Genomic DNA, 24734 nt, shown 5'->3' with positions numbered 1-24734 from the left:
GCCGTGTCGGTGGGCTCTCTCGGCCGAAATGGCAAGTCCCGCCCCCGTCCGGAGACGGGAGCGGGACTCGGGTATCAGCGAACTCGGCAGCGCGTCAGACAGCTTCTTTTGTCGCCTGCGCTGCGAGGGTGAGCGCGATGTCGACGATCATGTCCTCTTGACCACCCACCAGACGGCGGCGGCCGGCTTCGAGAAGCAGTGTGCGAACGTCGATTCCGTAGCGCTCCGAAGCGGCCTCGGCGTGGCGCAGGAAGCTCGAGTACACGCCTGCATAGCCGAGCGTGAGGGTCTCGCGATCGACGCGAACTGGCCGATCCTGCAGCGGACGGACGATGTCGTCGGCGGCATCCTGCAAGGCGAACAGGTCGCAGCCGTGCTCCCACTCCTCGATGTTCGCGACGGCGATGAAGGCTTCGAGGGGGCAGTTACCGGCTCCGGCACCGTGACCTGCAAGCGAAGCATCGACGCGGGTGACGCCGTTCTGCACTGCGACAACGGAGTTGGCAACCGAGAGCGAGAGGTTCTCATGCGCGTGGATACCGATTTCGGTGCCCTCGTCGAGGATGTCGCGGTATGCGCGAACACGATCCGCGACGTCGTTCATCACCAGACGTCCACCCGAGTCGGTGACGTAGACGCAGTGCGCGCCGTACGACTCCATCAGTTTGGCCTGCTTCGCCAGTTCTTCGGCCGGCGCCATGTGGCTCATCATCAGGAAGCCAGAGACGTCCATGCCGATCTCGCGGGCGGTTTCGATGTGCTGCGCGGAGACGTCGGCCTCGGTACAGTGCGTGGCAACGCGAACCGAGCGAACACCGAGGTCGTAAGCGTGCTTGAGTTCACTGATCGTGCCGACACCCGGAAGCAGCAGCGTGGTGAGACGAGCGTGCTCGAGTACCTCGGCCGCTGCTTCGATCCATTCCCAGTCGGTGTTCGAGCCGGGGCCGTAGTTGAGCGAGCCGCCGGCGAGGCCGTCACCGTGTGCAACTTCGATCGCGTCGACGCCGGCAGCATCGAGAGCTGTGACGATCCGCTTGACGTCGGTGGGCGAAATACGGTGGCGGACAGCGTGCATGCCGTCGCGAAGGGTGACGTCCTGGACGAAGATCTTGCGGTTGCTCACTTGGTTGCTTCCTTCTGCTGGGCGATGCGCTCCGCGATCTGCATTCCGGCGGACGTCATGATGTCGAGATTGCCGGCGTACGCAGGCAGGTAGTGTGCAGCACCCTCGACCTCGAGGAACACCGACACCTGATGGGTGGGGCGATTGCCGTCGACGAGCAACGTCTCGACGGGCTGGTCGGCCGGGATCTCGGTGATCTGGACTTCCTGCTTGAGGCGGTAGCCCGGAACATAGGCGGAGACGTCGCCGACCATCTTCTCGATGGACTGACGGATCTCCTCGTGAACAGCCGGGTCCGGGGCGTCGACGAGGCAGAACACCGTGTCGCGCATGATGAGCGGCGGCTCGGCGGGGTTGAGGATGATGATGGCCTTGCCGCGGCGGGCGCCGCCGACTGCCACGATCGCCTCGGATGTGGTCTCGGTGAACTCGTCGATGTTGGCGCGCGTTCCGGGACCGGCGGACTTCGAGGCGATGGACGCCACGATCTCCGCATACGCCACCGGGACGACCCGAGAAACAGCCGCAACCATCGGGATCGTGGCCTGGCCACCACACGTCACCATGTTGACGTTGGGTGCGTCCAGGTGCTCGTCCGCGTTGACGGCCGGCACGACGTACGGGCCGATGGCGGCAGGCGTCAGGTCGATCATGCGCTTGCCGAGGGGAGCCAGCCGCGCGTTGTTGGCGACGTGAGCCTTTGCCGAGGTGGCGTCGAAGACGATCTCGATCTGGTCGAAGTTCGGCAGACCGATCAAACCCTCGACACCTTCAGCCGTGATCGGCACGTTCAGACGCGCTGCGCGGGCGAGGCCGTCCGACGCTGGGTCGATGCCGACCATCGCGCCCATCTCCAGGTAGTCGGAGTTGCGCAGCACCTTGATCATCAGATCCGTGCCGATGTTGCCCGATCCGATGATCGCGACCTTGACCTTGCTCATGCGTTGTCCTCTTCGCTGGAAAAACTGGTGGTGACGGAACCGAACCCGGAGACGGTCACGGTGACTTCGTTGCCTGCGGTGACCGGTGCCATGGGGCCGAGTGCGCCGGACAGGATCACCTGGCCTGCCGTCAGCGGCTGCCCCAACTCGCGTGCCGTGCGGGCGAGCCAGACGACTGCTTCGATCGGATCGCCCAGGCAAGCGGTTCCGACGCCGGTGGACACCTCGGTGCCGTCGACGGACATCGACATGACGACGCCGGCGGGTTCCACCTCGTCGAGGGTGCGGCGTTCGGTTCCCAGGACGTACACGCCCGAGGACGCATTGTCGGCGACGGTGTCACCGAATTTGATGTCCCACGACGCGATGCGGCTGTCACAGATCTCGATCGCTGCGACGGCGTAGTCGATCGCCTCGCGCACCTGCGCACTGTCCAGCGGTCCGTCCACGAGGTCGGCACCGAGCACGAAGGCAACTTCCGCTTCGACCTTGGGCTGGATCAAACGACTCATGGGGATGGTGCCGCCGGCAGGGAACTCCATGTCGGCGTACAGAACGCCGAGGTCGGGCTGGTCGACGCCCAGCTGTTGCTGGACTGCCACCGAGGTCAGGCCGATCTTGCGGCCTACGACGACGGCACCCGCCTGCCGACGGATTTCATCGACGCGGCGCTGGACAGCGTAGGCAGCGACGAGATCGTCGGCGCCGATCAGATCGCGCACCGGTGCGCAGGGAGTACCGCTCGCGATGGCGGCTGCGAGGCGGTCAGCAGCAGCTGAGATGTCCGTCTCGCTCGCTGTACTGGTATTCGTGGGCTGGCTCATGGCCATTACTTTCGCCGTGGCGCCGAGATTGCGCCAGGGAACTGTCTCACTCAGCGATACGCTGGGCAGGTGACTGGCGGCGCAAACCTCGACACCGTGCTCGGCAAGGCGGTGACGATCCTGCGTGCCTTCCGGGCTGACGACCACGTGTTGCCTCTCGCCACCCTGGTCCAACGGACCGGACTGCACAAGGCAACGGTGCACCGCCTGGCCAACGAACTGGTCGCGAACCGGCTACTGGACCGTATCGACGGTGGCTACCGGCTCAGCGGCGGCCTCTTCGAACTCGGCATGCTCGCCTCCCTCGAACGCAGCCTCCTGGAAATGGCGATGCCGTTCCTCCAAGACTTGTACGAGCGGACCCACGAGACAGTCCACCTGGGGGTCCGCGACGGCCACGACGTCGTATACGTCGCGAAAATCGGCGGACACCGGCAAGCCAACTCGCCGTCCCGGACCGGTGGCCGGATACCGCTGTATTGCACCGCAATCGGCAAGGCGCTCCTGGCATTCTCCGACAACGAATTTCGTCGCGAGGTGCTGTCGGAACCGATGACCAGACGCACCCCGCACACGATCGTTGCGCCCGGCATTCTCAATACCCAACTGAACCGAGTGGTCGAGACCGGTATTGCGTTCGAGCGCGAGGAATCAGCGCCGGGTCTCGCGTGCGTTGCGGCGCCGGTATTCGGGACCAACGACAAACCCGTCGCCGCCATCAGTGTCACCGGTCCCACCAGTCGCTTCGTTCCCGAGAGCCAAGTGCCTTACGTTCGCGCCGCTGCCGAAGGCCTACACAGCACCATCGCTCGCCGCGAACGACTGCGGTGATCCGGCCGTCCCGGCCTGGACGAGCCCGGTCAATGCGTGCGGCAAAGGCCCCTCGTGTAAGACGCCGAGACGTTGGGTTGCGCGGGTGAGGGCGACATAGAGTTCCGACGCGCCGCGTGGGCCGTCGGCGATGATTCGCTCCGGTTCCACGACGAGCACGGCATCGAACTCCAGCCCCTTCGTTTCTGAAACAGGCACAGCGCCCGGCACGTCCGCAGGTCCGATGACGATGCTCGTACCTTCGCGCCCGGCCTCGTCCTGATTGAATTCGTCGATGGCGGAGGCTAGTTCGTCGGCGAATATTTGTCTGGACCACGGCGCGATCCCGCAGGCGCGGACGGACTCGGGTGGCTGCACGTCCGGCGCGAACTCGGCGAGCAGGGCGGCGGCGACGCTCATGATCTCGGCAGGGGTGCGGTAGTTCACCGACAGGGATCGGTAGATCCAGCGGCCGGGGACGTACGGCTCCATCATCGTCGCCCACGAGCGGGCACCTGCGGGTGAACGTCGTTGCGCGAGATCGCCTACCACCGTGAAAGACCGGTCTGGGCAACGGCGCATCAGGACTCGCCAGTCCATCTCGGACAGCTCTTGGGCCTCGTCGACCACTATATGCCGGTACGTCCAGTCTCGGTCAGCGGCAGCACGTTCGGCGAGTTCCCGGGTATCGCGTTCGACGAAACGATCCGCCAGGTCCTCGGCGTACAGCATGTCCTGGGCGAGAAGGTGATCCTCGTCGTCCATCAGATCCTCGCGGCTGATCATCATGTCCAGCACGCCCGCTGCATACGCGGCTTCGTCGCGGCGTTCACGTTCGGCACTCTGGTCGACGGGCTTGTCCCGGCCGAGCATGTCCACCAACTCGTCGAGTAACGGAACGTCCGAGACGGTCCAGGCATCACCGTCCTGGCGAAGCAGCTTCTCGTCCGCGCCTGCCGCGCGTAGTCGCGCGGGAGAAGTAAACAGCTGTGTCAGTAGCTCTTTCGGAGTCAGGATCGGCCAGAGCGTGTCGAGCGCCGCGGTAAATGCGCTGTTTTCCACCAGCTCTGCGGTCAGGTCCGTCCGCACTTGCTCCCAGGCTTCACGGTCACTGCGTGTCAACCACCCCTTGCCGATCCGCGCTATCGCCCGTTCGGTCAGCGCCCAGGTGAGGATTTCGGTGAACACAGTGCGTGCGTCGTTGTGGGGGAGTCCGCTCGAACGGGCTTCTTCTCGGGCCCACTCCGCGGTTTCGGCGTCGATCCGCACCGTGACGTCCGCCAATTCGATCAACAGTGGGTTCTCGGGCAATCGCTGATGATCGGCAATCGCTGCGCCGAGAACGTCCAGGATCTTCAACGAACCTTTGAGCCCAGCGGCCTCCGGAGTGTCCTCGGCGGTGACGCGTAGACCGGGAACGAGATCACCGGTGGTCATGAACACCACGTCGGACTCTCCCAGCGAGGGCAGTACGCGGCCGATGTGGTTCAGGAACGCCGGGTTCGGCCCGACCACGAGAACGCCGTGACGTTCCATCCGCTCTCGTTGGGTGTAGAGCAGGTAGGCGACGCGGTGCAAGGCGACGACGGTTTTCCCGGTACCTGGGCCACCTTCGATCACCAGCACCCCGGGGTGTTCGAGTCGGACGATGTCGTCCTGTTCGGCCTGGATGGTTGCCACGATGTCCCGCATTCCCTCACCGCGGGGTGCGTTGACTGCCGCGAGCAGGGCGGAATCGCTGTGCGTGTCGTGTTCTACGCCGTCGGGGCGCCCGAGTACCTCGTCGGTGAAATCGACCACGCGTCGACTCCGGGTGCGGAACTGACGGCGTCGACGCATGTTCTCCGGGTTGGCAGCGGTGGCAACGTAGAACGCGCGAGACGCCGGCGCCCGCCAATCGAGAAGCGCCGGTTCGTAGTCGTTGTCCGCATCGAGAAGGCCGATCCGGCCGATGTAGGAGGTCTCGCCCGAAAGCGAGTCCAACCGGCCGAAGCACAGTCCGTTGTCGGCTACGTCCAGCCTTTTCACCTCTTTGGCAAGTGCGCGCACCTCGGCGTCGCGTTCCATGAGTGCTTCGCCATTTCCGCGCAGAGCGGTGTTGTACCTGCCTTTGACTCGGGCGCGCTCCGCATCGAGGCGTGCGTAGAGCCCCTCCACATAGTTCCGCTCGGAACGCAGTTCTTCTTCGTATCCCTGGGTTGGCACGTGCCCTCACTTCCGCTGGCTGTTCCGATCCCGTAGTCGGTCGTGCGGGATCGGAAGAGCCATTCTGCGGCACTACCCGGGCCTTGCCGCAAGGCCCCCAGTGGGATATATATTGATAGTGGAAGGGAGTGTTGATCCTCCCTCACAGTTCCTGTAACAGATCCCCCAGACTGACGTACGGCTCCCAGCCTGGTCGATGTTTGGACCCTGAACGCCACGGGTACAAATCTAGTGGCCGGTGTTCCAAAATCGGTTGCCCTCATGAACTTACGTGGATCGAGGGATTGTGAAGGCGATACTGGCAACGGCCGCAAGCATCCTTCTGGTGGTTGCCTTGGCCGTTGCCATCTTGCTTTTCCTTTCCGGATCTCCGCGCGAAAGCACCTCACACGAGCTTGCCGATACGGTGCACACGATCGGCGGAAAGCCGACCACCTGCAGCGAGTTGTTCGGCGAAACGTGCAGCTTCGCTTTGCAGTCGGACTACAACCAGTGGGGACAAGACCTCGACAGTTTCGTCAATGCGGGAACTCTCGGTCCCTTCGCCCGCAGCATCGGCTTCGTGGCGGAGGCAAAGCTGAGCTTGCAAGCATGCGAGGTCAGCGCCGCAGCTGGTCGGACGATTCTCGATTTCTACACTCTCGCCGAGATCGACCATCCTGCGGCAACCACCACCGATCTCTTCCCCTTCTGGAACGAGTCCCGCCAATTCCTCTGCCCGGTAAACAGTTTCTGAGAACGGTTGATCGCTACTTGAGCCCGGACTGAACAAACGCGTCGCGCACGTAGCGCTGAAGGAATAGATAGATCAGGAAGATCGGCAGGCACGCGAGTCCGGACGCCGCCATGATGGCACCCCAGTTGTTCCCCTCGGCACCGAGGAAGCTACGGATTCCGATCTGCAGCACGGAATTCGACTGACGCATGATCAGCGCGGGCCAAAGGTACTCGTTCCAGGCCGAGATGAACAGCATGATGCCGAGCGCTGCGAGAGCGGGCTTCATGTTGGGCAGCACAACCTTCCACAGCGTTGCCCACGAGTTCTGGCCGTCGATCTGGCTGGCGTCCAGCAACTCCCGTGGGAATGCCTCCATGTGCTGACGCATCAGCAAGACTCCGAAAGCCGAGCACAAGTTCGGGATCACGATGCCTGCAACGGTGTTGAGCAAGCCCATCTGGGAAATGAGAAGGTAGTTGGGGATCATCGTGACCTGAAACGGAACCAACCACGACCCGACGAAGAGCAGAAACAACGCTTGTTTGCCGAAGAAGTTCCACCGCGCGAACCCGTAGGCGGCGAGGATGGCGACGAACAGTTGGCTGACCGACATGGCCAACGCCATGGTGAAGGTGTTCACCATCATCGACGCCATCGGGATCGTGTTCCACACGTAGCGGAAGTTCTCGAGGCTGAAGGGCGAGGGGAGGGGGTTCGCCGACAGAGAATCGTCAGGGCGACGAAAGGCCGTGGCGAACAGCCAGTAGATCGGGAAAATGCTGAACACGGTCACGGCCGCGAGGACAACATGTCCGAGCACTCGCCGTGTTCGAGATCGGGACCGGACGGGTCCGTCATTGTTCTTGCTCCGGGTGTCGAGGTGTTCCACCGCCGAAGTCGCACCGGAACCATGCGTATGGCTGGGTGCATCGACCAGAACAAATGCCATGTCAGTTCCTAATTGTCGTAGAAGCTCAGTCGGTCCGACAGGCGGACGAAGATGACGGCGATGATTCCGAAGCCGACGAAGAAGAGAGTGCCTGCGGCAGCTGAAAGTCCGGCATCGAAGTTCTGGAAACCGAACTGGTACAACAGGTAATAGATGTTCGTGGACGCACCGCTCGGCCCACCCTGGGTGAGAATGTCGATCACAGGGTACGCCCACTGCGCACCCAGCAGAATCGTCATGAGGGCGAGGAAGACCAGTGTCGGGGACAGCAATGGCAGTGTTATCTTTCGGGTGATCGTCGCCTCGGATGCACCGTCGAGCGATGCTGCCGAAGCGTAGTCCGGATTGATGCCGGCCAGCCCAGCCGAGATGACCAGGACTCCGAACCCGAGCATTTGCCAGCCGACGATCACGACCACACCGAGGAGCGCGAACTTCGGATCACGAAAGATGTTGCCCATCTCTATTCCCCACGTCGCGGCCACCCGTGGGATGGCGCCGCCGTCGGGGTTGAAGAGCCAGCGCCACACGGCACTGCCGGCGATCGGCGTCACGAGAAAGGGCACAAAGATGAGAGCTTGATAGATGGTCTTGGAACGTCCGGAGATCCGCTTGGACACCATTGCGATGACGATGGGCAGCAACAGCGAGAACAGCATGAAAGCGAGTGTGTAGACCACGGTGTTCCGTAGTGCCTGGTGCAGCTCGGGCAATGAGAGCACCCGAGTGTAATTGTCCAGCCCTACAGCTACTTTGGGAGTAGTTGGTACCATGTTCCACTTGTAGAAGGAAAGATTGACAGTCTCGCCGAGCGGTTTGTAGATCCAGACGATCAACAGCACCACTGCAGGCAACAGGTACAGGTACGGCACCAAGGTTCGGGGCATCCACCCGGAACGGGCCGGGCGCGCCGCTACGGCACGCTCCGGCCCGCCGGTACTTGGAACTTCGACAAACATATTCGAGACTCAATTCACCAGTGCAGTAGCGGAATTGGAAGCATCGCTGGCGGGGGCCAGTTTGGCTATAGCCTCTGCGAGGTACTCGGCGCTCATTTCGTACACAGTGGCAGACTCCTCGACCGGAACTACCGTGTGCAGAACGCGATCTCGGAAGACATGGACCATGTTGAACGCCTGAGCGCCGTCGCGGCCGCGCATGCTGCCCTTGTCCGTGAGAAGGTCCTGTGTGTAGCAGGTGGCAGAGGCAACCGAGACGGGAATTCCGGCGAACGTGCAGGTGGTCGAGTAGTGCAGGTGCCCACCGAGAATGCCGCGGACATCCGTTCCTTCGAGCACCGTGGCCAGTTTGTTCTGTTCCTTGAGTTCTACCAAAGTGAGCACGTCCAGAACCGACGGGACTGGCGGATGGTGCAGTGCCAGAAGAGTGCCGTGTGGAGCCGGTACGGCAAGGACCTCTTCGAGCCAAGCGAGCTGTTCGTCGGTGATCAGGCCGTGATGGCTTCCGGGAACAGTGCTGTCCAACACGATGATCCGGAGGCCGTTCACGTCGACCACGGAGTCGACGGACTCCTGCGTCGGAGCGGAATCCAGCAGCCCGCTTCTGAACGCCGGGCGTGCGTCGTGATTTCCCATGACCCAAATCACCTTTGCGCCAAGCCGTTCAGCCGCCGGGTCGACGATTCGGCGCAGTCGGACGTACGCCTCGGGCTCTCCCACGTCGGCCAGATCGCCGGTGAAGACAATAGCCTCGGGGCGCTGGCCGGCCCGCTCCAGTCGCTCGAAGATGCGTGCCAAGTTGGCATCGCTGTCCACGGAATCGTGGAGAAGATCTCCGTCGGTGACAAAGTGCGTGTCGCTGAGGTGCAGGATGTAGTGATCGGGTTCGCCGTACTGGGACATGAAATTCTCCTTCAAGTGTGTGTCAGTTGACCAGTGCAAGATGTAGGCGGTCGAGTTCTTCGGAGCTCAATCCGTGGGCAAGAAGGTATTCGGAGGCACTTCCGTACGAGTCGTCGATGGATTGCAGGCTTGCCCGCATGAGCGCAGCCGGGCTTGCTCCGACGAGCTGGGCGAGGTTCTCCCCGTCGCCGATGCCGTATTCGCGCATCTTGACGGCCATGGCCGATGCCCACTCGCCGGCCAACATGACCTCCGAGAGCGAATAGTCTGCGACGATGTCGCGGTAGTCAACGCCGACCGCTGCAAGAGCGAGAGCAACGACGAGGCCGGTACGGTCTTTGCCTGCCGTGCAGTGCACGAGTACTGCGCTGTCGTCGGACTCCGCGATGGCGCGCACCGCGCGAACCAGCCGGACTCCGCATTGGTCGATGACCTTCGCGTAGATCGCTGCGAGGTCCAAACTTGTTTCTCGAGAGTTTATTTCGCTCTCGAAGATGGGAAGGTGGAATTGCTGGAGGTCCAGCCCTCCGAGAGCGTTCGGTGCTGTGTCCAACTCTTCCTGTTCGCGCAGGTCGATGACGAAGGCCAGCCCGCGCGCTCGGAGAATCTCGCGGTCAGCTTGATCGAGTCGATGAAGAGCGTCCGCACGAAAGAGCTTGTTCCACTTGGTGCTGAGGCCGTCGCGGGTAGCGTATCCGCCCACGTCGCGAAAGTTGTAGGTACCGTTCAGATCGAGCCGACGATTGGCCCGCTGAACCGGAAGAGCTGTAGTCATAGTTTGTTCCCGATTCGGAAGTGATGTTCGCTGGAATTGGAATGGACCGTGTCAGCCGATCAAGTCCTGAGCCCGTTGCTGCGCGGCTTGCATGGTCGACTTCGGGTCCTTGTCGTAGAACACGGATTCCTCGATGGCTTGCGCGAGAATGTCGTCGACCTGGACATAGCTGTTACCGGGGTACGACTGCCACGGCTGAAGCGAGTCGAGTTGCTTGAGGTTGGGCGCCAGTAGCGGATTGCTGTCGGCCCATGGCTTGAGTGCAGCGGGATCCTGTGTCAGTGAAGAGCGGAGAGGCAGGTATCCGATCTTGGTGGAGATCTGTGTGTATGCGTGATCGCTGGTCATGAATTTGATCAGTTCCCAAGCAGCGCGAGCCTTTGCCGGGTCTTGCGAGAAGACGGAGAGGACCGAACCTGAGTTGGTGGGAACCGCTGCCTGCCCGTCGAAGGCAGGTAGCGCGGTAGCGCGCAGATCCCAACCAGCCTTGGCCGCAGAACTGACAAACATGCCTTGCAGCGCAGACGTGTTGAGATCGATCGCGATGTCGCCCTTTGCGAAGGATTCGTACTGTGTTGCCGAATCAGCGTTCACCAAGACTCCGTCCTCGTAGAGTCCGCGAAGCATGGTGACCGCCGAAACCGAGGCAGGCTCGCCGAATTCGATGGTCTTGCGATCTTCGGACAGCACACCCCCACCGGCCGATTTGAAGAGTGCCTGCATACACCAGCTGCCACCCTTGACGGAACAGCTCACTCCCAGCGACGGCTTTCCTGTCTTGGCGGTCACTGCCTTGGCGGCAGCGGCAACCTTGTCCCAGGTGGAGAGATCGGTGTCTGCCGGGAGCCCGGCCTCGGTCAGCGCAGTGGAGTTGTAGAACAATGTCGGGGTGGAGAACACATACGGAACGCCGTAGGTTTCCCCATTCCAGTCGCCGAGTGTTGCAGCTCTGGGGTGGAAGGGATGGTCGCCGCCGAAGTTTTCCTGGACTGCGTCCTTGCCGACCAGTTCGTCGAGATTTCTTGCTTTCAGTGCGGTGACGGCGAAATCAAGTGTGTCGAAGGTCAATTGAGCGACATCGGGTGGCGAACCGGCGAGCATCTGTGTTTGCACGCTGCTCGCGGTGCCGGAACCGGCCGCACCACCGCTCTGCGGCGGCTGAGCTTTGACGTGAATGTTCGGGTGGGCGGCCTCGAAGTCGGAGATGAGACCGGTGATGGTGTCTGTCCACAAACCTGCCTGGGCAAGGTTGTAGGACTCGAAGACGATGTCGACCTGCTGATTCGGGTCGAGTTCCGGTACCTGCACTGCGGAATCGGAGCCGCCGGTGGTGGCACCTCCCGTGGCGCATCCGGCAAGGGCGAAGGATGCCGCCAAAGCTGTGGCGATCTTCCATCGTGTTTTGCGCATGACAATTCTCCTGGTGGTGAAATGCAGTGTCAGAGGACGAGTTGAAGGTTCAGCTGAGAACGGATGAGTCGAGATCCAATGTTGCTGGTATGTCCAGCCATTCGAGTCTTCGTCCGCTGGATCGGTCGAAGAGATGAAGATGACGCAGTTCGGCGGACAGCACCGCGGGTTGACCCTCGTGAAGTGCGATCGGTCGCGGAGCGCGCACGCAGATCGTGGTCGACCCGACCATGCAGTAGGCCACCTGCTCGCTTCCGAGATTCTCGACCGAAGTGACGTCGACGGTGATACGCGCACCGGTCTCGGAATCCGCACCCGGATGTATCGGTGTGAGGTGTTCGGGACGAATGCCGAGCACGACGTCGCGGGAATCGGACTCCCCTGGCCAGAGTGAGGCTTCGATTCCTTCTGCCGACACCCTCACTCGCCCGTCAATCGAGAACGCCCTCGCATCAACAAGATTCATGGCGGGACTGCCCAGGAATCCTGCGACGAACACCGATGCCGGACGATCGTAGACATCCTCAGGGGTGCCGAGTTGCTCGAGCCTGCCGTGGTTGAGCAGTGCGATACGCGTCGCCATTGTCATCGCCTCGACCTGGTCGTGGGTGACGTAGACGAAGGTGGCGCCCAATCGTCGGTGGAGGTCGGTGAGCTCACGACGGGTAGCCGTTCTGAGCTTCGCGTCGAGATTCGACAGAGGTTCGTCCATCAAGAACGCCTTGGGATTTCGAACGATCGCGCGTCCCACTGCCACTCGCTGGCGCTGGCCACCCGACAATTCCTTCGGCTTGCGTTCCAGCAGATGTGCGATCTCGAGCTGCTGTGCTACCTCCTCGACACGCGCTACTGCGGAGGCTTTGTCGATCTTCTTCACCTTCAGGGGGAATCCGAGGTTCTTGGCCACGGAGAGGTGTGGGTAGAGCGCATAGTTCTGGAACACCATGGCGACGTCGCGTCGACGCGCGGGAGCGGTGGTGATGTCTTCGTCGTCGAGCAATATCCGGCCGCTGGTCGGTTCCAGCAGGCCGGCGAGCATTCTCAGCAGTGTCGTCTTGCCGCAGCCGCTGGGGCCGAGGAGGACCAGGAAATCGCCGTCACGAACATCGATGTCGATGTTGTCGACTGCGGTGACATCTGCGAACTTCCGACTCAGATTCTCTATTCGAATCCTGCCCATTGGCTTCTCCCGATGAAATGACGTTACCCAATCGCATCGAATTGGGGATTTTCGTTACATCGGAAGTTAGCCAGTCGAAGATGAACGGTGATCGAACGCCGTCGTAAATGTCCGTAATTCTCAGGGCAACTATTCGGGCCGGAACGTATGGATGATCCGAATTTCAGCTAGTGGAAACGTGATTGAGGATTCCGATCACATGCTCGAGAGTCTGGGCGGCAGCTTCCGCCGACCCGCCGCGTCGTTCACTGACGGCGATCTGCAGGCCGATCAGAAAGGTCAGCTGGATGACGGTCGCCGAAGCTCCGTGCGCGCCCCACGGCCCGGTTCCGCCACCGAGAACCAGGCCCATGTCGGCCAGTTCCACCAGTGGGGACCGTGCGTATCCGGTCACGCCGATGACGATAGCGCCGGCTTCTTTCGCGGCGTGGGCGGGCTGGAGGGTCAACGAGTTGAGTCCACTGTCACTGATCGCGAGACAGACGTCTCGCGAGGTGAGGTGGCGAGCTGTCAGTTGCTGCATCACCGCATCGGTGGGTGCTTCCGCGGTCCGTCCGTTCAGGATGAACCGAACAGCCACTGCAGATGCAGATGGCCCGGATACCCCGTTTCCCACGACGAGCACGCGGTCGGCGTCGGCGATGGCCTCTACCGCCTGGTCGAAAGCCTCGCGATCCAGTGGTGTGAGTGCTCCGCCGAGATCGGCAGCCACTTCGCCGAATACCGCTTGCATCAGCCCGATGCTGTCCTTGGTGTGCGAAGCATCCTGCACGCGGGATTCGGATGCGCCGAGGTCTCTGAGCAGGAGCATGCGCAGATGCTGAAAGCCCTTGAATCCGAGATTCTGACACGCTCGAATAACCGTTGCTGTCGACGTAGACGCGTGCTCGGCCACATCTGCCGCCGACCACCAGGCGAACTCTTTGGGCCGGGCTATGCAGATGTCGGCGACGCGTCGCTCGCTCGGGGCCAGGTTGGGCGCAAGCGCGCGAATCGTGGACAGCGTCCCGCCCACGGGGGGATCGGTCTGTAACTGGCTCATGTGCACTGAATAACACACGAGAGTGAACGGCACCCCCCTCGGCGGTCGCTACCCGTACGCGTTGTGGCGTGTCGGTGCACGGATGTTTATGCGAATTTCGACGGGGTAGGGCCTTCTGTGTGGGAGTCCTGCCTGTGTGGGAACCCTGAGCGAGAATCCGAAACGTATTGGAGGGTCAACGTGCCAGATGACAAGAGCGGTCCCAGCGAGGGAATCAAAGGCGTAGTAGAGGACGTCAAGGGTAAGGCCAAGGAAGCCGTTGGTGCGGTTTCCGGAAACGACAGTTTGACCCGAGAGGGCCGCGCCCAGCAGGACAAGGCCGAAAGCCAGCGAGAAGTCGCGAAGAAAGAGGCGGAAGCCGAGAAGGCTCGCGCCGAAGCGGCCGCAGACGAAGCGCGACAGAAGTCCGAGCAATAGCCCTGACGCACTCGTCACCCTCGGCCTGGGATTGATCCCAGCCCGAGGGTGAGTCGTGGCTCCGCGTTCAGTTTGAAATCTCTACTTACTTAGGGCGTAACAAGATTCGTGCGCCCAGCATGACGATCAAGAGGAGCTGTTCGATGCCTTCATCTCAGTCCGTCCCAGGTGCACCGGCCCCGAAAGCGCCGGACCTGAAAGAACCGGTCAAGCCTCGACAGCCGTTGCCGCCCAAGGACGACCAGCGGCAGCCGGAGGTGCGTACCGTCGCGGGTGCCGAAGAGAAGGTGAAGGGAAATGGACGTGGCCAGCGGGGGGAGTACCTCACCACCGCCACCGGTACACGGCTTTACGAGACTGACCACTCACTGACCGCCGGCGAGCGGGGCCCGACTCTTCTGCAGGATCACCATCTGCGTGAGAAGATCACACACTTCGATCACGAGCGAATTCCGGAGCGTGTCGTCCACGCCCGCGGGGCGGCCGCGCACGGCACGTTCCTGGCGAATGGCGCAGCCGAAAACATCTGTAAAGCCTCGTTGTTCGCTTCAGGTGCCAGAACCCCGGTATTCGTACGCTTCTCGACAGTTCTGGGTTCACGCGGTTCGGCGGATACCGTCCGAGACACACGCGGCTTCGCCACCAAGTTCTACACCGACGAAGGTGTATTCGATTTGGTGGGCAACAACATCCCGGTGTTCTTCATCCAGGACGGAATCAAGTTCCCAGACATCATCCATGCCGCGAAACCCCACCCGGACCGGGAGATTCCGCAGGCGCAGAGCGCGCACGACACGTTCTGGGATTTCGTGTCGCTGCACACCGAGGCCACGGCGCACACATTGTGGAACATGTCCGATCGAGGCATCCCGCGCTCCTATCGCATGATGGAGGGCTTCGGCATTCACACGTTCAGGCTCGTGAATGCCGACGGCGAGACGAATCTGGTGAAATTCCACTGGAAGCCGGCCGCCGGAGTGCATTCACTCGTGTGGGAGGAAGCGCAGATCGCCGGCGGTGTGGATCCGGATTTCCATCGACGCGATCTTGCCGACGCCATCGAGGCGGGCGCATATCCGTCCTGGGATCTGGGCGTGCAGGTGTTCCCTGATACCGAAGACGAAATGTTCGAAGGCATAGATCTATTGGATCCCACCAAGATCGTGCCCGAAGAACTAGCGCCGGTTCAGGTCATCGGAACGATGACACTCGACGCCAATCCGACGAACTTTTTCGCCGAGACCGAGCAGGTTGCATTCCATCCGGGCCACTTGGTTCCGGGCGTCGACATCACCAACGATCGTCTCCTGCAGGCGCGTTTGTTCTCGTACCTCGACACCCAGATCACGCGACTCGGTGGCCCCAACTTCGACCAGATTCCGATCAACCGTCCTCACGCGCCTGTCAACGACATGCTTCGCGACGGCTTCCATCAGGACGGCGTGCATACCGGAGTCGCTCCGTACCATCCCAATTCGTTGGACGGTGGGTGCCCGTTCATGGCCTCGGCGGACAGCGCGGCCTATATCGAGGTGCCTGAGGAAGTTTCAGGGCGAAAGGGGAGGCAGGCGCCGGCATCGTTCGACGATCACTTCTCGCAAGCTCGACTCTTCTATCGCAGTCTCTCCCCTGTCGAACAGGAGCACGTTGCGCAGGCGTATACCTTCGAATTGGGCAAGTGCTACGAGGAGAACATCAAGACCCGGAATCTGGGAATCTTGGCGAACATCGACGCGGGTCTCGTGTCGATTGTCGCAGGGGGGCTCGGCCTTCCGGTTCCCGAACCGACGGAGCCGTTGAGTGATCCGGAGCTCAGCCCTGCACTGTCCCAGGTTGGCGCGGAATGGCCCGTCGACGGAAGGATCATCGCGCTACTGGTCGACGAGAACTCCGATCTCGACACCGTGGTCGCCATTCGAGACAAGATCTTCGACGCCGGCATGGTGCCGCTGATCCTCGGCCCGCACGGCGGAACCATCGGGGACGGTGACGACGCGGTGACGGTGCAGCGAACGTACCTCACGGCTCGTTCGATCGAATTCGATGCAATCCTGCTGAGCGGCGACGTTTCTCGGATCGGCGAGGGCAAGTTGGATCCACGGGTGGAGACACTGCTGAACGAAATGTATCGTCACAGCAAGGCAATTGGTGGTTGGGGTGAGAGCATGAGTGCGCTGGCTGCCGCCGGTATCGACGAGTCTGCATTGGGAGTCGTCGTCGATGCTGACGCGGAAGGAGCCCTCGCCTCACTAGCTCAGCTTCTGAAGACACACCGCGTGTGGGGGCGTTTCGAGGTGCCGCCTACACCGTCGGAGTGAAGACACGAGTGAAGGGACGAAACAGTGGCTCGCAAGGACTCACAACCTCAACTCAAGGATCAAGAACTCTACGAAGAGCTACGTGAGAAGGGTGATTCCAAGGAGAAGGCGGCTCGAATCTCCAATGCGGCCGCCAATCGAGGGCGGTCGACTGTCACCAAGTCCGGCGGACAATCTTCGCCGTACGAGGAGTGGACGGTCGACGATCTGAAGAAACGCGCCAAGGAACTCGATCTGCACGGGTACTCGAAACTGAACAAGGGTGAGCTGATCGAGAAACTCCGCGATCACTGAGCCGGATTCTGCTCGAGTTGTATTCTGCTTGTGCAGAATACAACTCGAGCGTTCGGTTCAGTGCCCTTCTTGATCGAAGAGTTCCTGACCTTCCAGTCGCTTGACCCGACGGTGTTCCATCAAGATGGCCCCTGTTCCGACGACGAAGGACACGACGCACACCGCGCCGGCGATGACTGCCCATCCGCGAAATCCGTAACCTGCTGCCACCAAAGTCAATCCGAGTGTTGCCAGACCCAGCCCGATCAGCAGGTATCCGGGATAGTTGCGCCCGTCGCTGATTGCCTCCCCGACGTGCGATCGATTGGTGTGTTCGTCATCTACCGGTGAACTCCCGCTCATGTTGGTCACGGCGCACTCCATCCTTCGCTCATGAAGACTTGCGATTCTTCGCTCGTCGTCGGTTCACAGGGCAACTACCCGATCGATGGGTGAATGAAACAGATGGAGTAGTGCCGAAGTGCGGAGAAAGCCGTACGCTCGAAGTATCGGGTGTGGAGGAAAACCGGTGCGAGGAAGGCCTATGAATGGGAAGCCGACTCCTGACCTATTCTCGGTAGGTACACCGACTCTCGGTGTCGAGGAGGAGTTTTTGCTCTGCGATCCGCAGACTGGGCGTCCCAGTCTGCGCAACTCCGAGGTTGCTGCTGCCGGGCGAGAACTCGGTATCTCGTTGCAACTCGAACTCACACGTTGTCAGGTGGAGACTTCCACTTCGATCGGCAGCCACATTCGTGACCTTCGTGACCAACTCTGTGAGTCTCGTGCCCTCACCGCCGATGCCGCTGCCCGCGTGGGATGTCAACTCATCGCTGTCGGAACGCCTTTCTACGATCCACCGGTCGACGAGATCACGCAGAAGTCGCGGTACCAACGGATGGCCGGTCAATTCGGTGCAATCACCGAAGGTGTGATGTGCGGTTGCCACATTCACGTGGGTGTCGAAGATCGAGAACGATCGGTCCAGATCATCAATCATCTGCGTCCATGGTTACCAACTTTGTTGGCATTGACGGCGAACTCCCCGATCAGCGAGGGGCGCGATACCGGTTATGCGAGTTGGCGTTACGTTCTGTTCGGCAGATGGCCCAGTTCGGGTCCGCCACCCTTCTTCGAGTCCGTGGGGCACTACGAAGATGCCGTTGCAGCGATGCTGGAGACGGGGGTCATTCTCGATCCGCACATGGTCTATTGGGACGTGCGCATGTCGGATCACCTTCCCACCGTGGAGATTCGGATCAGCGACGTGCCCGCCACCGTGGAGGAGACGATGACTCTGGCCACACTGGTGCAGGCACTCGTCGGCACCGCATCCGCTGCGATCACCAAAGGTGAGGTTGCGCCTGCCGTCGATCAGGAGCTACTCCGCGCGGCTTGCTGGCGTGCAGCACGCGACGGACTCGACGGCAGGTCGCTGGACGTGGAATCCGTGCGCTTGCTGACTGCACACCAGGCGGTTCGGCGATTGGTGGATCATGTCGAACCTGCTCTGACCGCATTCGGAGAGTTCGAGCAGGTCACGGCTTCCTTGGACAAGGTCTTCAGCAACGGAAACGGGGCGATCGTGCAGCGCCGGCAACTCGCACGCCGGTCACGGGTGGCCGATGTGATCGACGAGTGCGCCCGACGCACTTTCGAAGGGTGCAGTTCACAAGGTGGCAGTGAGCTGTAGGGCACGGTTGGAATTGGCATTCCAAGACTTCCAATTTCTTATCGAGGTCACCGATCGGACAGCAGGAGGAGCAACATATGAATGGCGATCCACGACCCGAGCTTCCGTCGGACAAGGATCTCGACGATATGTGCAGGCAGTTGGCTGCAGCAGTAGAGGAACACGGTCTGTCGGTGGCGACGGCGGAATCGTTGACCGCCGGGAACATCGCCGCACATCTAGGAAAGGCGCCGAACGCCGGTTCCTGGTTTTGTGGCGGGATCGTCGCATATACCCGAGCGGTCAAGCATTCCGTTCTTCATGTTCCTGACGGCCCAGTCGTCTGCGAGGACGCTGCTCGGGTCATGGCACACAGCACTGCCACACTGTTCGGCGCGACGTTGGCACTGGCGGTCACCGGCGAAGCCGGTCCGGATACCCAGGAGAACGTCCCACCGGGAACTGTGTGGTTCGGAGTCGTCGATCATGGGACCGCTGAAACAGAGAAGCAGGTTTTCTCAGGTGACCCCGAAGCTGTCCTGGGGGCGACCGTCGAGCATGCGATCGGTCTACTTTTGCGTCACGCGTCCGGTCGTCGCACACCAAGTTCGATAGGCGTGGTGTAGTCGAGAATTCAACTGTTCGAACGATTCTTGTGATGTCCCTTGTGTTTCGCAGGAGCCTGAGCAGTAGGAATCAGACGGCCGTCGGCCGTGTATTTCTCGACTACAAGGTGCTTGCTGACGCCTCGATTGGCATCCACGGCGCACGCGATTGCTTGCTTGTCGGAGTCGAAAGGTTCCTCGGTCGAGGAGCCGTCGGGCATCGTGATCTTGTACCGATCCATACATCGACTATTGCGGGTAGATCCGCCTCCGACAACCTTTGCTCACGGAAATGTCGGCCAGGAGAACAGAAGGTCAGCGGGTCCAGTAATCTTCGGGCCTTCGACCTGAACGGAATCCGTAGTGTTCGAGCATCGCTGTCGCTTCCGGGAAGTTCGCCGCCAGAGCCTCGGGCACATGGGCATCGCTTCCGAATGTCACCGCTTTGCCTCCCTCTTCGCTCCACCAACCACAGTCGACGGGTGTTCATCTCGAGCGCCCGACCGCTTTCGGCGATAGCGCGCATCGCATTTCGGAATCCGTCCTCGAATCGGCGGGGATCGAAAGGTCCGGCGATTTCGGTCGGCCATGCACGCACGGCATAGTCGATATGGGTGAACACCTCGAAGGTCTGAGAGCCAGCCACCATACGCGGGATCTCTTCGAGGTAAGCCCACATCACTTCGTCGGCGCCCCACTTTCGAAACAGGGTGTTCGGTTCACTCCGATCGTCGCCGACTTCGAGCGTGTGCAAGGACCCCAATACCCGGTCGATCACACCGAGATCAAGGAGGTGCGACGCCTGCGCTTCGTGCAGGTGCGGTTGTCCGAACTCGACTCCGGTGAGAATCCGCAATTCAGGAAAACGGTGTCGACATCGTTCGATGCTGTCGAGATAGCCGTCGAGGTCGAGGATGGGTGCGCGGACGTAGCCGTCGGTGCTCAGCAGGTGATGTTGATGGGGCATCAGATCTGCGGCGGTTGTGCGCCACCGAGCATCGAAGTCGAGATGCTCGGTGAACACCAACGCGGGCAATCCGATTGCTTCGGCACGTGCGCAAGTCTGTTGCATTCGCCCGGAAGCGTCGGACTGTGGCCCGCCGGTATCCCACGACCACTCGCTGTGAACATGACTGTCCGCGGGTAGTTGCATGTTCAGTTCGTATCAGAGCGCGGAAGTTCTGGTGTGATTACAGTTCGGACTGGCGTACGAAGTCGCTCTGTGCGTGGGTGCCCCAAATTTCGGAGGACTGAGTCTCGGGTTCGCTGTCCAGCTTTCGAACTTCGTGAATGAATTCCACTCCGTTCAGTTCGTCGGACGGAACCGACAGAAGCTTGCATGTGGTGCTGACGAAGAATCGCTGGACATCTTCCAACTCGAGACGCCCACCGGGCCGGTACCAGTGCGCAACCCCGGTGCACATCTCCAGTATCGCGAGTCGGCTCAATGCCAGATCTTCGATGTCGAAGGCGCCCACGCGTTGTCCGCGTTCGAGGATCTGTCCGAAAAGAAGCTCGTACTCGTCGCGCAGCGTCTGCAACTCGATGCGGTTGTCTCCGGTCAATCCGCGCATCTCGTACTCGGCGACGCGGGCAGTCAGTTGGTTGACAGCGGTAATGCCGACGTGCGACGACACCAGGCCGGCGAGCTGGACCACGGGATCGGCGCTGCGGCGCATCGCCCGCTCTCCCGACTGTGTCAGCTCGTCGAGGCACGACCGAATGATCGAGGCCAACAGTGACTCTTTGCTGCCGACGTAGTGATAGAGCGTTGCCGAGTTGATGCCGGCTTCTGCTCCGAGTTCACGAATGCCGGTAGCGGCGAACCCTTTCGTCGCGAACAGCGTGACTGCCGCCCGTTGAACGCGCCCCAGGTCCATGATCCTCATTTCGGTTGGTTGCCCAATCATGCTAGCATCGCCGCCGAAATCGACTGACCGTCAATCAATTGATTGATAGCTGCCTGTGTACTGGCAAATTACATATCTATTCATCAATCGATCGATTGAAAAATGCTTGACTGTGCGTTGGGTCACTGCATAGTGTTCTTGTCGAGCCTCCCCTCGGTGCGCGAGCTAACAGGGCACTCCATACAAGGAGCAATGACATGAACGACGCGAATCCTCCATCTCCCGCAACTGTCGACAGGCCTGCCCTGCGGCGTGTAGCCGGATCAGTTCTGGTCGGCACCACGATCGAGTGGTACGACTTTCAGATCTACGGCGCCTCCGCCGCTTTGGTCTTTGCGCCGCTGTTCTTTTCGGGCGCAGATCCCGCGCTGGCGACGATTCTCTCCTTCGCTACCTTTGCGGTCGGCTTTCTGGCGCGGCCACTCGGCGGTGTTGTGATGGGCCACTTCGGTGACCGCATCGGACGCAAGAAGGTCTTGGTGCTTGCACTTCTCTTGATGGGAGCTGCAACATTCCTGGTCGGCGTCCTTCCGACGTCTTCCCAGATCGGTGTGTGGGCCCCGATTCTTCTCGTTGTGTTGAGGCTGATTCAAGGATTCGGCGTCGGCGGCGAGTGGGGCGGTGCAGTTTTGACTGCTGTGGAGTACGCACCCAAGAATCGCCGCGGCTTCTACGGCAGCATGCCGCAGGTGGGTGTGCCCGCCGGCCTTCTGCTGGCGACGGCCGTCATGTTCGGCACCAAGGCGCTCACCGGAGACCAATTCCTGGTGTGGGGATGGCGAATTCCGTTCCTGCTGAGTATCGCTTTGGTTGCAGTGGGGCTGTACATTCGCACGGCGTTGGAAGAGACTCCGGCATTCGCTCGCGTGAAGCAGCAGAACACCGCGGTCAAGATCCCGATGGTCGACGCGTTCAAGAACTATCCTCGCCAGATCATTCTTGCCGCAGGTTCGATGATCAGCACCGGCGCCTACTTCTACATCCTCAACACCTACAGCCTGACGTACGCCGATCAATTCGATCTGCTGTCCGGAAACCTCATGCTCGGCGCGGTCATGGTGTCCGCGCTCGTTGCCGTCATCTTCATTCCGATCTTTGGTCAACTGTCCGAAAAGTTCGGCCGACGCCGGATCCTGATGGTCGGGATCACCGGCATGGGTCTGTGGGTCTTCGTTGCATTCGCCGCGATAGATACCGGCAACTTCTGGATCACCACCGGCGCATTGGCGGTCGGCGCCTTCATGCTCAGCATCTCGTACGGGCCGCAGGCGACGTTCATCGCCGAATTGTTCGACGCCAGGGTGCGCTACAGCGCGGCCTCGATCGCTTTCCAGATCGGTGTGCTCTTGGGTGGAGCAATCGCGCCGATGGTCGCGGCCATGTTGGTTCGCGCGACAGGTGGATCGTTCGCGGTGGCTGTGTATATCGCTGCCCTGTCGGTTATTTCGCTGATCAGCGTCTACTTCGTCCGTGACACCGACCTCGACGAAGGAAGCCGCGACATGTACATCGATGACAACGGGGCCTATCTACCGCCGGTCGATCAACGCTCAACGGTTGTCAACTAGTAGAGGAAACTTCAATGATCACAAAGAGTTTCGAAGAGATCTCTGTCGGAGACATTGCGGTAACGGACCCGCGGGTCGTCACCGAAGACTATGTGCGAAGTTTCGCCGACCTCACCTGGGATCGCCATCCTCTTCACCTCGACCCCGACTACGCGCAGCAGACGCGCTTCGGTCGCCAGATCGCCCACGGCGCACTCATGCTGTCCACCTTGCTCGGCCTGGTGGAGTTGGATCCCCGTTACCTCCAGTGCTTTTACGGACTTGATCACGTCAGGTTCCACCGGCCGACCTACCTCGGCGACTCGGTGCATGCGGTGTCGGAAGTGCTGTCGGTGCGCCCTCGCTCGGACGGTGAGACCGCGATCGTGACGTCGAAAGGCTCACTCGTCAACCAAGACGGAGACCTTGTTTTCTCCGGCGAATTCTCTTTCCTGGTAGGCGAGACCCATTCTCTCGACCTCGAAGTGGGTGCTCGGTGAGTTCTCGGCCGCATATGTCATGGTGGCAGGATCTCGAAGCGGAAAACTTCGAATGGACTGTGCCAGAGCAATTCAACATCGCGCACGCCTGTGTCGATGTGCAGAATCCCGATGATCTAGCCCTCGTCGTAGACACCGGTGGACACTGGAGTCGGTACACCTTCGGTGAAGTCGCCACGACAAGCCGTAAGTTCGCAACCGTGCTTGCGGATCTCGGCCTTGTCTCAGGGGATCGCGTCGGTGTGATGGTCCCACAGGGGATCGAGGTTCTCGCGACACATCTGGGCGCCTTCCGATCCGGAATGGTCACCGTTCCGCTATCGGTCAAGTTCGGGTCGGATGCGGTCGTTCATCGAATGCGTGACTCGGGAGCGAAAGTGCTTGTGGTCGACAAGGACTGTTACGAACGAGTTGCCGACGGAATCGGTGAGATACCCGGCATCGAAGCCGTCATCGTTGTCGGAAAGACGGATCAGCCCTCCGATTCGACCCCCGTTCGACTTCTCGATTTCCACAGCCTCGTCGACAGTGCCGCAGAAAGCGCGGAATTGGCGGCGACGGGCCCCGATTCACACGCCATCATCATCTATACCTCGGGAACGACGGGGAATCCGAAAGGCGCCCTCCACGGGCATCGAATTCTCTTGGCGCACATGCCCGGTATGCGGACGGCATTCGACAATGCGCCGCAGCGGGGAGATGTCTTCTGGACGCCGGCAGACTGGGCCTGGATCGGCGGTCTGTTCGACGTTCTGTTTCCAGCCCTTGCGTTGGGGTGCCCCGTTGTTGCGACGCCCGACAAATTCACACCGGCGCGTGCGGTCGAGATTCTGAGCCGTCACAAAGTAACGGGTGCCTTCATTCCTCCGACTGCGCTCAAGCAGATGCGGAGTATCGGCGTCGACGGCACCGCTGCGCGTGGTATTCGGCTGCGAGCATTGGGAACTGGTGGTGAAGCCCTCGGTGACGCATTGCAGGCGTGGGTTGCAAACACACTCGGCGTAGCTGTCAACGAGTTCTACGGGCAGACGGAAATGAATCTGACCATCGGCACTTCGCGTTCGAAGTGGACGCCCGTGAGCGGCTCGATGGGTCGCGCTTTTCCGGGCTTCGACGTCACCCTCCTCGATCCGCTCGGCGAGCCGGTAGCGGTGGGGCAGGTAGGCGAGATCTGTGTGAAGGCAGGCAACCCCGGACAGTTCCTCGGCTATTGGAACCAACCGTCGAAGACTGATGAAAAGGTCTACGACGGGTGGATTCATACCGGTGATCTGGGTCGGACCGATGAAGCGGGGAACTTCTGGTACCAGGGGCGTGCCGATGACGTCATTTCGTCCGCGGGGTACCGGATCGGCCCCGGCGAGATCGAAGAGTGCCTGCTCTCGCACGACGAGGTAGCTATGGCCGGCGTCATCGGTGTTCCGGATCCGTTGCGCGGGGAAGCCGTTCACGCTTTTGTCGTTCTGTCCGAAGGAACGAACTCTTCGGAAGAGCTTCGCCAGGAGTTGCAGACCCACGTGAAATGCCGCCTTGCTTTCTACCAGTACCCCAGGCAGATCACCTTCATCGACAGCTTGCCGCTCACCACCACGGGCAAGATCCTACGACGGGAACTCCGAACATTGGCCACTGACGCGAACGGCCTTGGCTAGC

Annotated in this window: 25 protein-coding genes and 1 pseudogene; 10 read left to right on the top strand and 16 right to left on the bottom strand. The window is 61.1% G+C overall.

What is annotated here, in order from left to right:
• Positions 1-94 precede the first annotated feature (94 nt).
• Genes dmpG through AC3WQS_RS22575 form a run of 3 tightly spaced genes read right to left on the bottom strand, consistent with a single transcriptional unit; the run spans position 95 to position 2888 of the window.
• A complete protein-coding gene (gene dmpG / locus AC3WQS_RS22585) occupies positions 95-1123 on the bottom strand; it encodes a 4-hydroxy-2-oxovalerate aldolase (RefSeq protein ID WP_020909650.1) in 1029 nt (342 codons plus the stop codon).
• Entirely contained in the window at positions 1120-2064 is a 945-nt protein-coding gene (locus AC3WQS_RS22580) for an acetaldehyde dehydrogenase (acetylating) (protein WP_264613569.1), read from the bottom strand. Before AC3WQS_RS22580 ends, dmpG begins: the two co-directional genes overlap by 4 nt.
• A complete protein-coding gene (locus AC3WQS_RS22575) occupies positions 2061-2888 on the bottom strand; it encodes a 2-keto-4-pentenoate hydratase (protein ID WP_024487713.1) in 828 nt (275 codons plus the stop codon). The genes AC3WQS_RS22580 and AC3WQS_RS22575 overlap by 4 nt, the downstream gene beginning before the upstream one ends.
• A gap of 69 nt (positions 2889-2957) precedes the next feature.
• Between AC3WQS_RS22575 and AC3WQS_RS22570 the strand changes: the two genes are divergently transcribed.
• Positions 2958-3719, top strand: a complete 762-nt coding sequence (locus AC3WQS_RS22570; RefSeq protein WP_020909647.1) for an IclR family transcriptional regulator — start codon at positions 2958-2960, stop codon at positions 3717-3719.
• On the opposite strand, the gene helR is transcribed toward AC3WQS_RS22570, so the two are convergent.
• Complete coding sequence (helR, locus tag AC3WQS_RS22565; RefSeq protein WP_492711872.1) at positions 3681-5903, bottom strand: RNA polymerase recycling motor ATPase HelR; 2223 nt, start codon at positions 5901-5903, stop codon at positions 3681-3683. The two genes, AC3WQS_RS22570 and helR, sit on opposite strands and share 39 nt — an antisense overlap.
• A 271-nt stretch (positions 5904-6174) precedes the next feature.
• On the opposite strand from helR, the gene AC3WQS_RS22560 reads away from it, so the two are divergent.
• Positions 6175-6639 carry a hypothetical protein gene (locus AC3WQS_RS22560; RefSeq protein ID WP_232816830.1) on the top strand — a complete coding sequence of 155 codons (465 nt, stop codon included), beginning with the start codon at positions 6175-6177 and terminating at the stop codon, positions 6637-6639.
• A gap of 13 nt (positions 6640-6652) precedes the next feature.
• On the opposite strand, the gene AC3WQS_RS22555 is transcribed toward AC3WQS_RS22560, so the two are convergent.
• The 7 genes from AC3WQS_RS22555 to AC3WQS_RS22525 form a co-directional block, all read right to left on the bottom strand.
• Entirely contained in the window at positions 6653-7570 is a 918-nt protein-coding gene (locus tag AC3WQS_RS22555) for a carbohydrate ABC transporter permease (protein ID WP_492711869.1), read from the bottom strand.
• 8 nt (positions 7571-7578) lie between these two features.
• Positions 7579-8529: a carbohydrate ABC transporter permease gene (locus AC3WQS_RS22550; protein ID WP_046379584.1), complete on the bottom strand. Its 951-nt coding sequence runs from the start codon at positions 8527-8529 to the stop codon at positions 7579-7581.
• A gap of 9 nt (positions 8530-8538) precedes the next feature.
• Entirely contained in the window at positions 8539-9432 is an 894-nt protein-coding gene (locus AC3WQS_RS22545; RefSeq protein WP_400821719.1) for a phosphodiesterase, read from the bottom strand.
• A gap of 22 nt (positions 9433-9454) precedes the next feature.
• Positions 9455-10207, bottom strand: a complete 753-nt coding sequence (locus AC3WQS_RS22540) for a tyrosine-protein phosphatase (protein WP_029256635.1) — start codon at positions 10205-10207, stop codon at positions 9455-9457.
• Positions 10208-10258: 51 nt separating this feature from the next.
• Complete coding sequence (locus tag AC3WQS_RS22535; RefSeq protein ID WP_492711867.1) at positions 10259-11617, bottom strand: ABC transporter substrate-binding protein; 1359 nt, start codon at positions 11615-11617, stop codon at positions 10259-10261.
• A 49-nt stretch (positions 11618-11666) separates the two neighbouring features.
• The gene (locus tag AC3WQS_RS22530) at positions 11667-12797 is read right to left on the bottom strand and encodes an ABC transporter ATP-binding protein (protein ID WP_097386662.1); all 1131 of its coding nucleotides are present in this window, start codon (positions 12795-12797) and stop codon (positions 11667-11669) included.
• A gap of 163 nt (positions 12798-12960) precedes the next feature.
• Positions 12961-13839: a MurR/RpiR family transcriptional regulator gene (locus AC3WQS_RS22525; RefSeq protein ID WP_029256632.1), complete on the bottom strand. Its 879-nt coding sequence runs from the start codon at positions 13837-13839 to the stop codon at positions 12961-12963.
• Between the two features lie 180 nt (positions 13840-14019).
• On the opposite strand from AC3WQS_RS22525, the gene mbp1 reads away from it, so the two are divergent.
• The 3 genes from mbp1 to AC3WQS_RS22510 all read left to right on the top strand — a co-directional run bounded on the left by mbp1 (position 14020) and on the right by AC3WQS_RS22510 (position 16868).
• On the top strand, positions 14020-14256 hold the full coding sequence (gene mbp1 / locus AC3WQS_RS22520; protein WP_003943084.1) for a microaggregate-binding protein 1: 237 nt from the start codon (positions 14020-14022) through the stop codon (positions 14254-14256).
• A 143-nt stretch (positions 14257-14399) separates the two neighbouring features.
• Entirely contained in the window at positions 14400-16574 is a 2175-nt protein-coding gene (locus AC3WQS_RS22515) for a catalase (protein ID WP_264613561.1), read from the top strand.
• Between the two features lie 24 nt (positions 16575-16598).
• On the top strand, positions 16599-16868 hold the full coding sequence (locus AC3WQS_RS22510) for a DUF7218 family protein (RefSeq protein WP_492711866.1): 270 nt from the start codon (positions 16599-16601) through the stop codon (positions 16866-16868).
• Between the two features lie 57 nt (positions 16869-16925).
• Here the strand turns inward: AC3WQS_RS22510 and AC3WQS_RS22505 are convergent, their stop codons facing one another.
• Positions 16926-17231: a hypothetical protein gene (locus AC3WQS_RS22505; protein ID WP_024487711.1), complete on the bottom strand. Its 306-nt coding sequence runs from the start codon at positions 17229-17231 to the stop codon at positions 16926-16928.
• 160 nt (positions 17232-17391) lie between these two features.
• Here AC3WQS_RS22505 and AC3WQS_RS22500 point away from each other — a divergent pair, with 160 nt between their 5' ends.
• Entirely contained in the window at positions 17392-18540 is a 1149-nt protein-coding gene (locus tag AC3WQS_RS22500; protein WP_021346024.1) for a glutamate--cysteine ligase 2, read from the top strand.
• 77 nt (positions 18541-18617) lie between these two features.
• The gene (locus AC3WQS_RS22495) at positions 18618-19145 is read left to right on the top strand and encodes a CinA family protein (protein ID WP_021346028.1); all 528 of its coding nucleotides are present in this window, start codon (positions 18618-18620) and stop codon (positions 19143-19145) included.
• Between the two features lie 8 nt (positions 19146-19153).
• On the opposite strand, the gene AC3WQS_RS22490 is transcribed toward AC3WQS_RS22495, so the two are convergent.
• The 4 genes and pseudogenes from AC3WQS_RS22490 to AC3WQS_RS22475 form a co-directional block, all read right to left on the bottom strand.
• Complete coding sequence (locus tag AC3WQS_RS22490; RefSeq protein ID WP_021346022.1) at positions 19154-19366, bottom strand: hypothetical protein; 213 nt, start codon at positions 19364-19366, stop codon at positions 19154-19156.
• A 73-nt stretch (positions 19367-19439) separates the two neighbouring features.
• Positions 19440-19565, bottom strand: a complete 126-nt coding sequence (locus AC3WQS_RS22485) for a hypothetical protein (RefSeq protein WP_492711929.1) — start codon at positions 19563-19565, stop codon at positions 19440-19442.
• Between the two features lie 100 nt (positions 19566-19665).
• Positions 19666-20277 (bottom strand): annotated as a pseudogene (locus AC3WQS_RS22480) (PHP domain-containing protein); the annotation flags it as partial.
• Between the two features lie 37 nt (positions 20278-20314).
• Complete coding sequence (locus AC3WQS_RS22475) at positions 20315-21013, bottom strand: TetR/AcrR family transcriptional regulator (RefSeq protein WP_223258012.1); 699 nt, start codon at positions 21011-21013, stop codon at positions 20315-20317.
• A 218-nt stretch (positions 21014-21231) separates the two neighbouring features.
• Here AC3WQS_RS22475 and AC3WQS_RS22470 point away from each other — a divergent pair, with 218 nt between their 5' ends.
• Genes AC3WQS_RS22470 through AC3WQS_RS22460 form a run of 3 tightly spaced genes read left to right on the top strand, consistent with a single transcriptional unit; the run spans position 21232 to position 24733 of the window.
• The gene (locus tag AC3WQS_RS22470; RefSeq protein WP_019745950.1) at positions 21232-22602 is read left to right on the top strand and encodes an MFS transporter; all 1371 of its coding nucleotides are present in this window, start codon (positions 21232-21234) and stop codon (positions 22600-22602) included.
• Between the two features lie 14 nt (positions 22603-22616).
• Complete coding sequence (locus AC3WQS_RS22465) at positions 22617-23081, top strand: MaoC family dehydratase (RefSeq protein WP_020909637.1); 465 nt, start codon at positions 22617-22619, stop codon at positions 23079-23081.
• The gene (locus AC3WQS_RS22460) at positions 23078-24733 is read left to right on the top strand and encodes an AMP-binding protein (RefSeq protein ID WP_492711863.1); all 1656 of its coding nucleotides are present in this window, start codon (positions 23078-23080) and stop codon (positions 24731-24733) included. Before AC3WQS_RS22465 ends, AC3WQS_RS22460 begins: the two co-directional genes overlap by 4 nt.
• Position 24734: the final 1 nt, after the last annotated feature.

The organism is Rhodococcus sp. FW305-130 (assembly GCF_058788335.1).
Note: the sequence above shows the minus strand (reverse complement) of the source record. Positions and strands in the feature narration are given on the sequence as shown.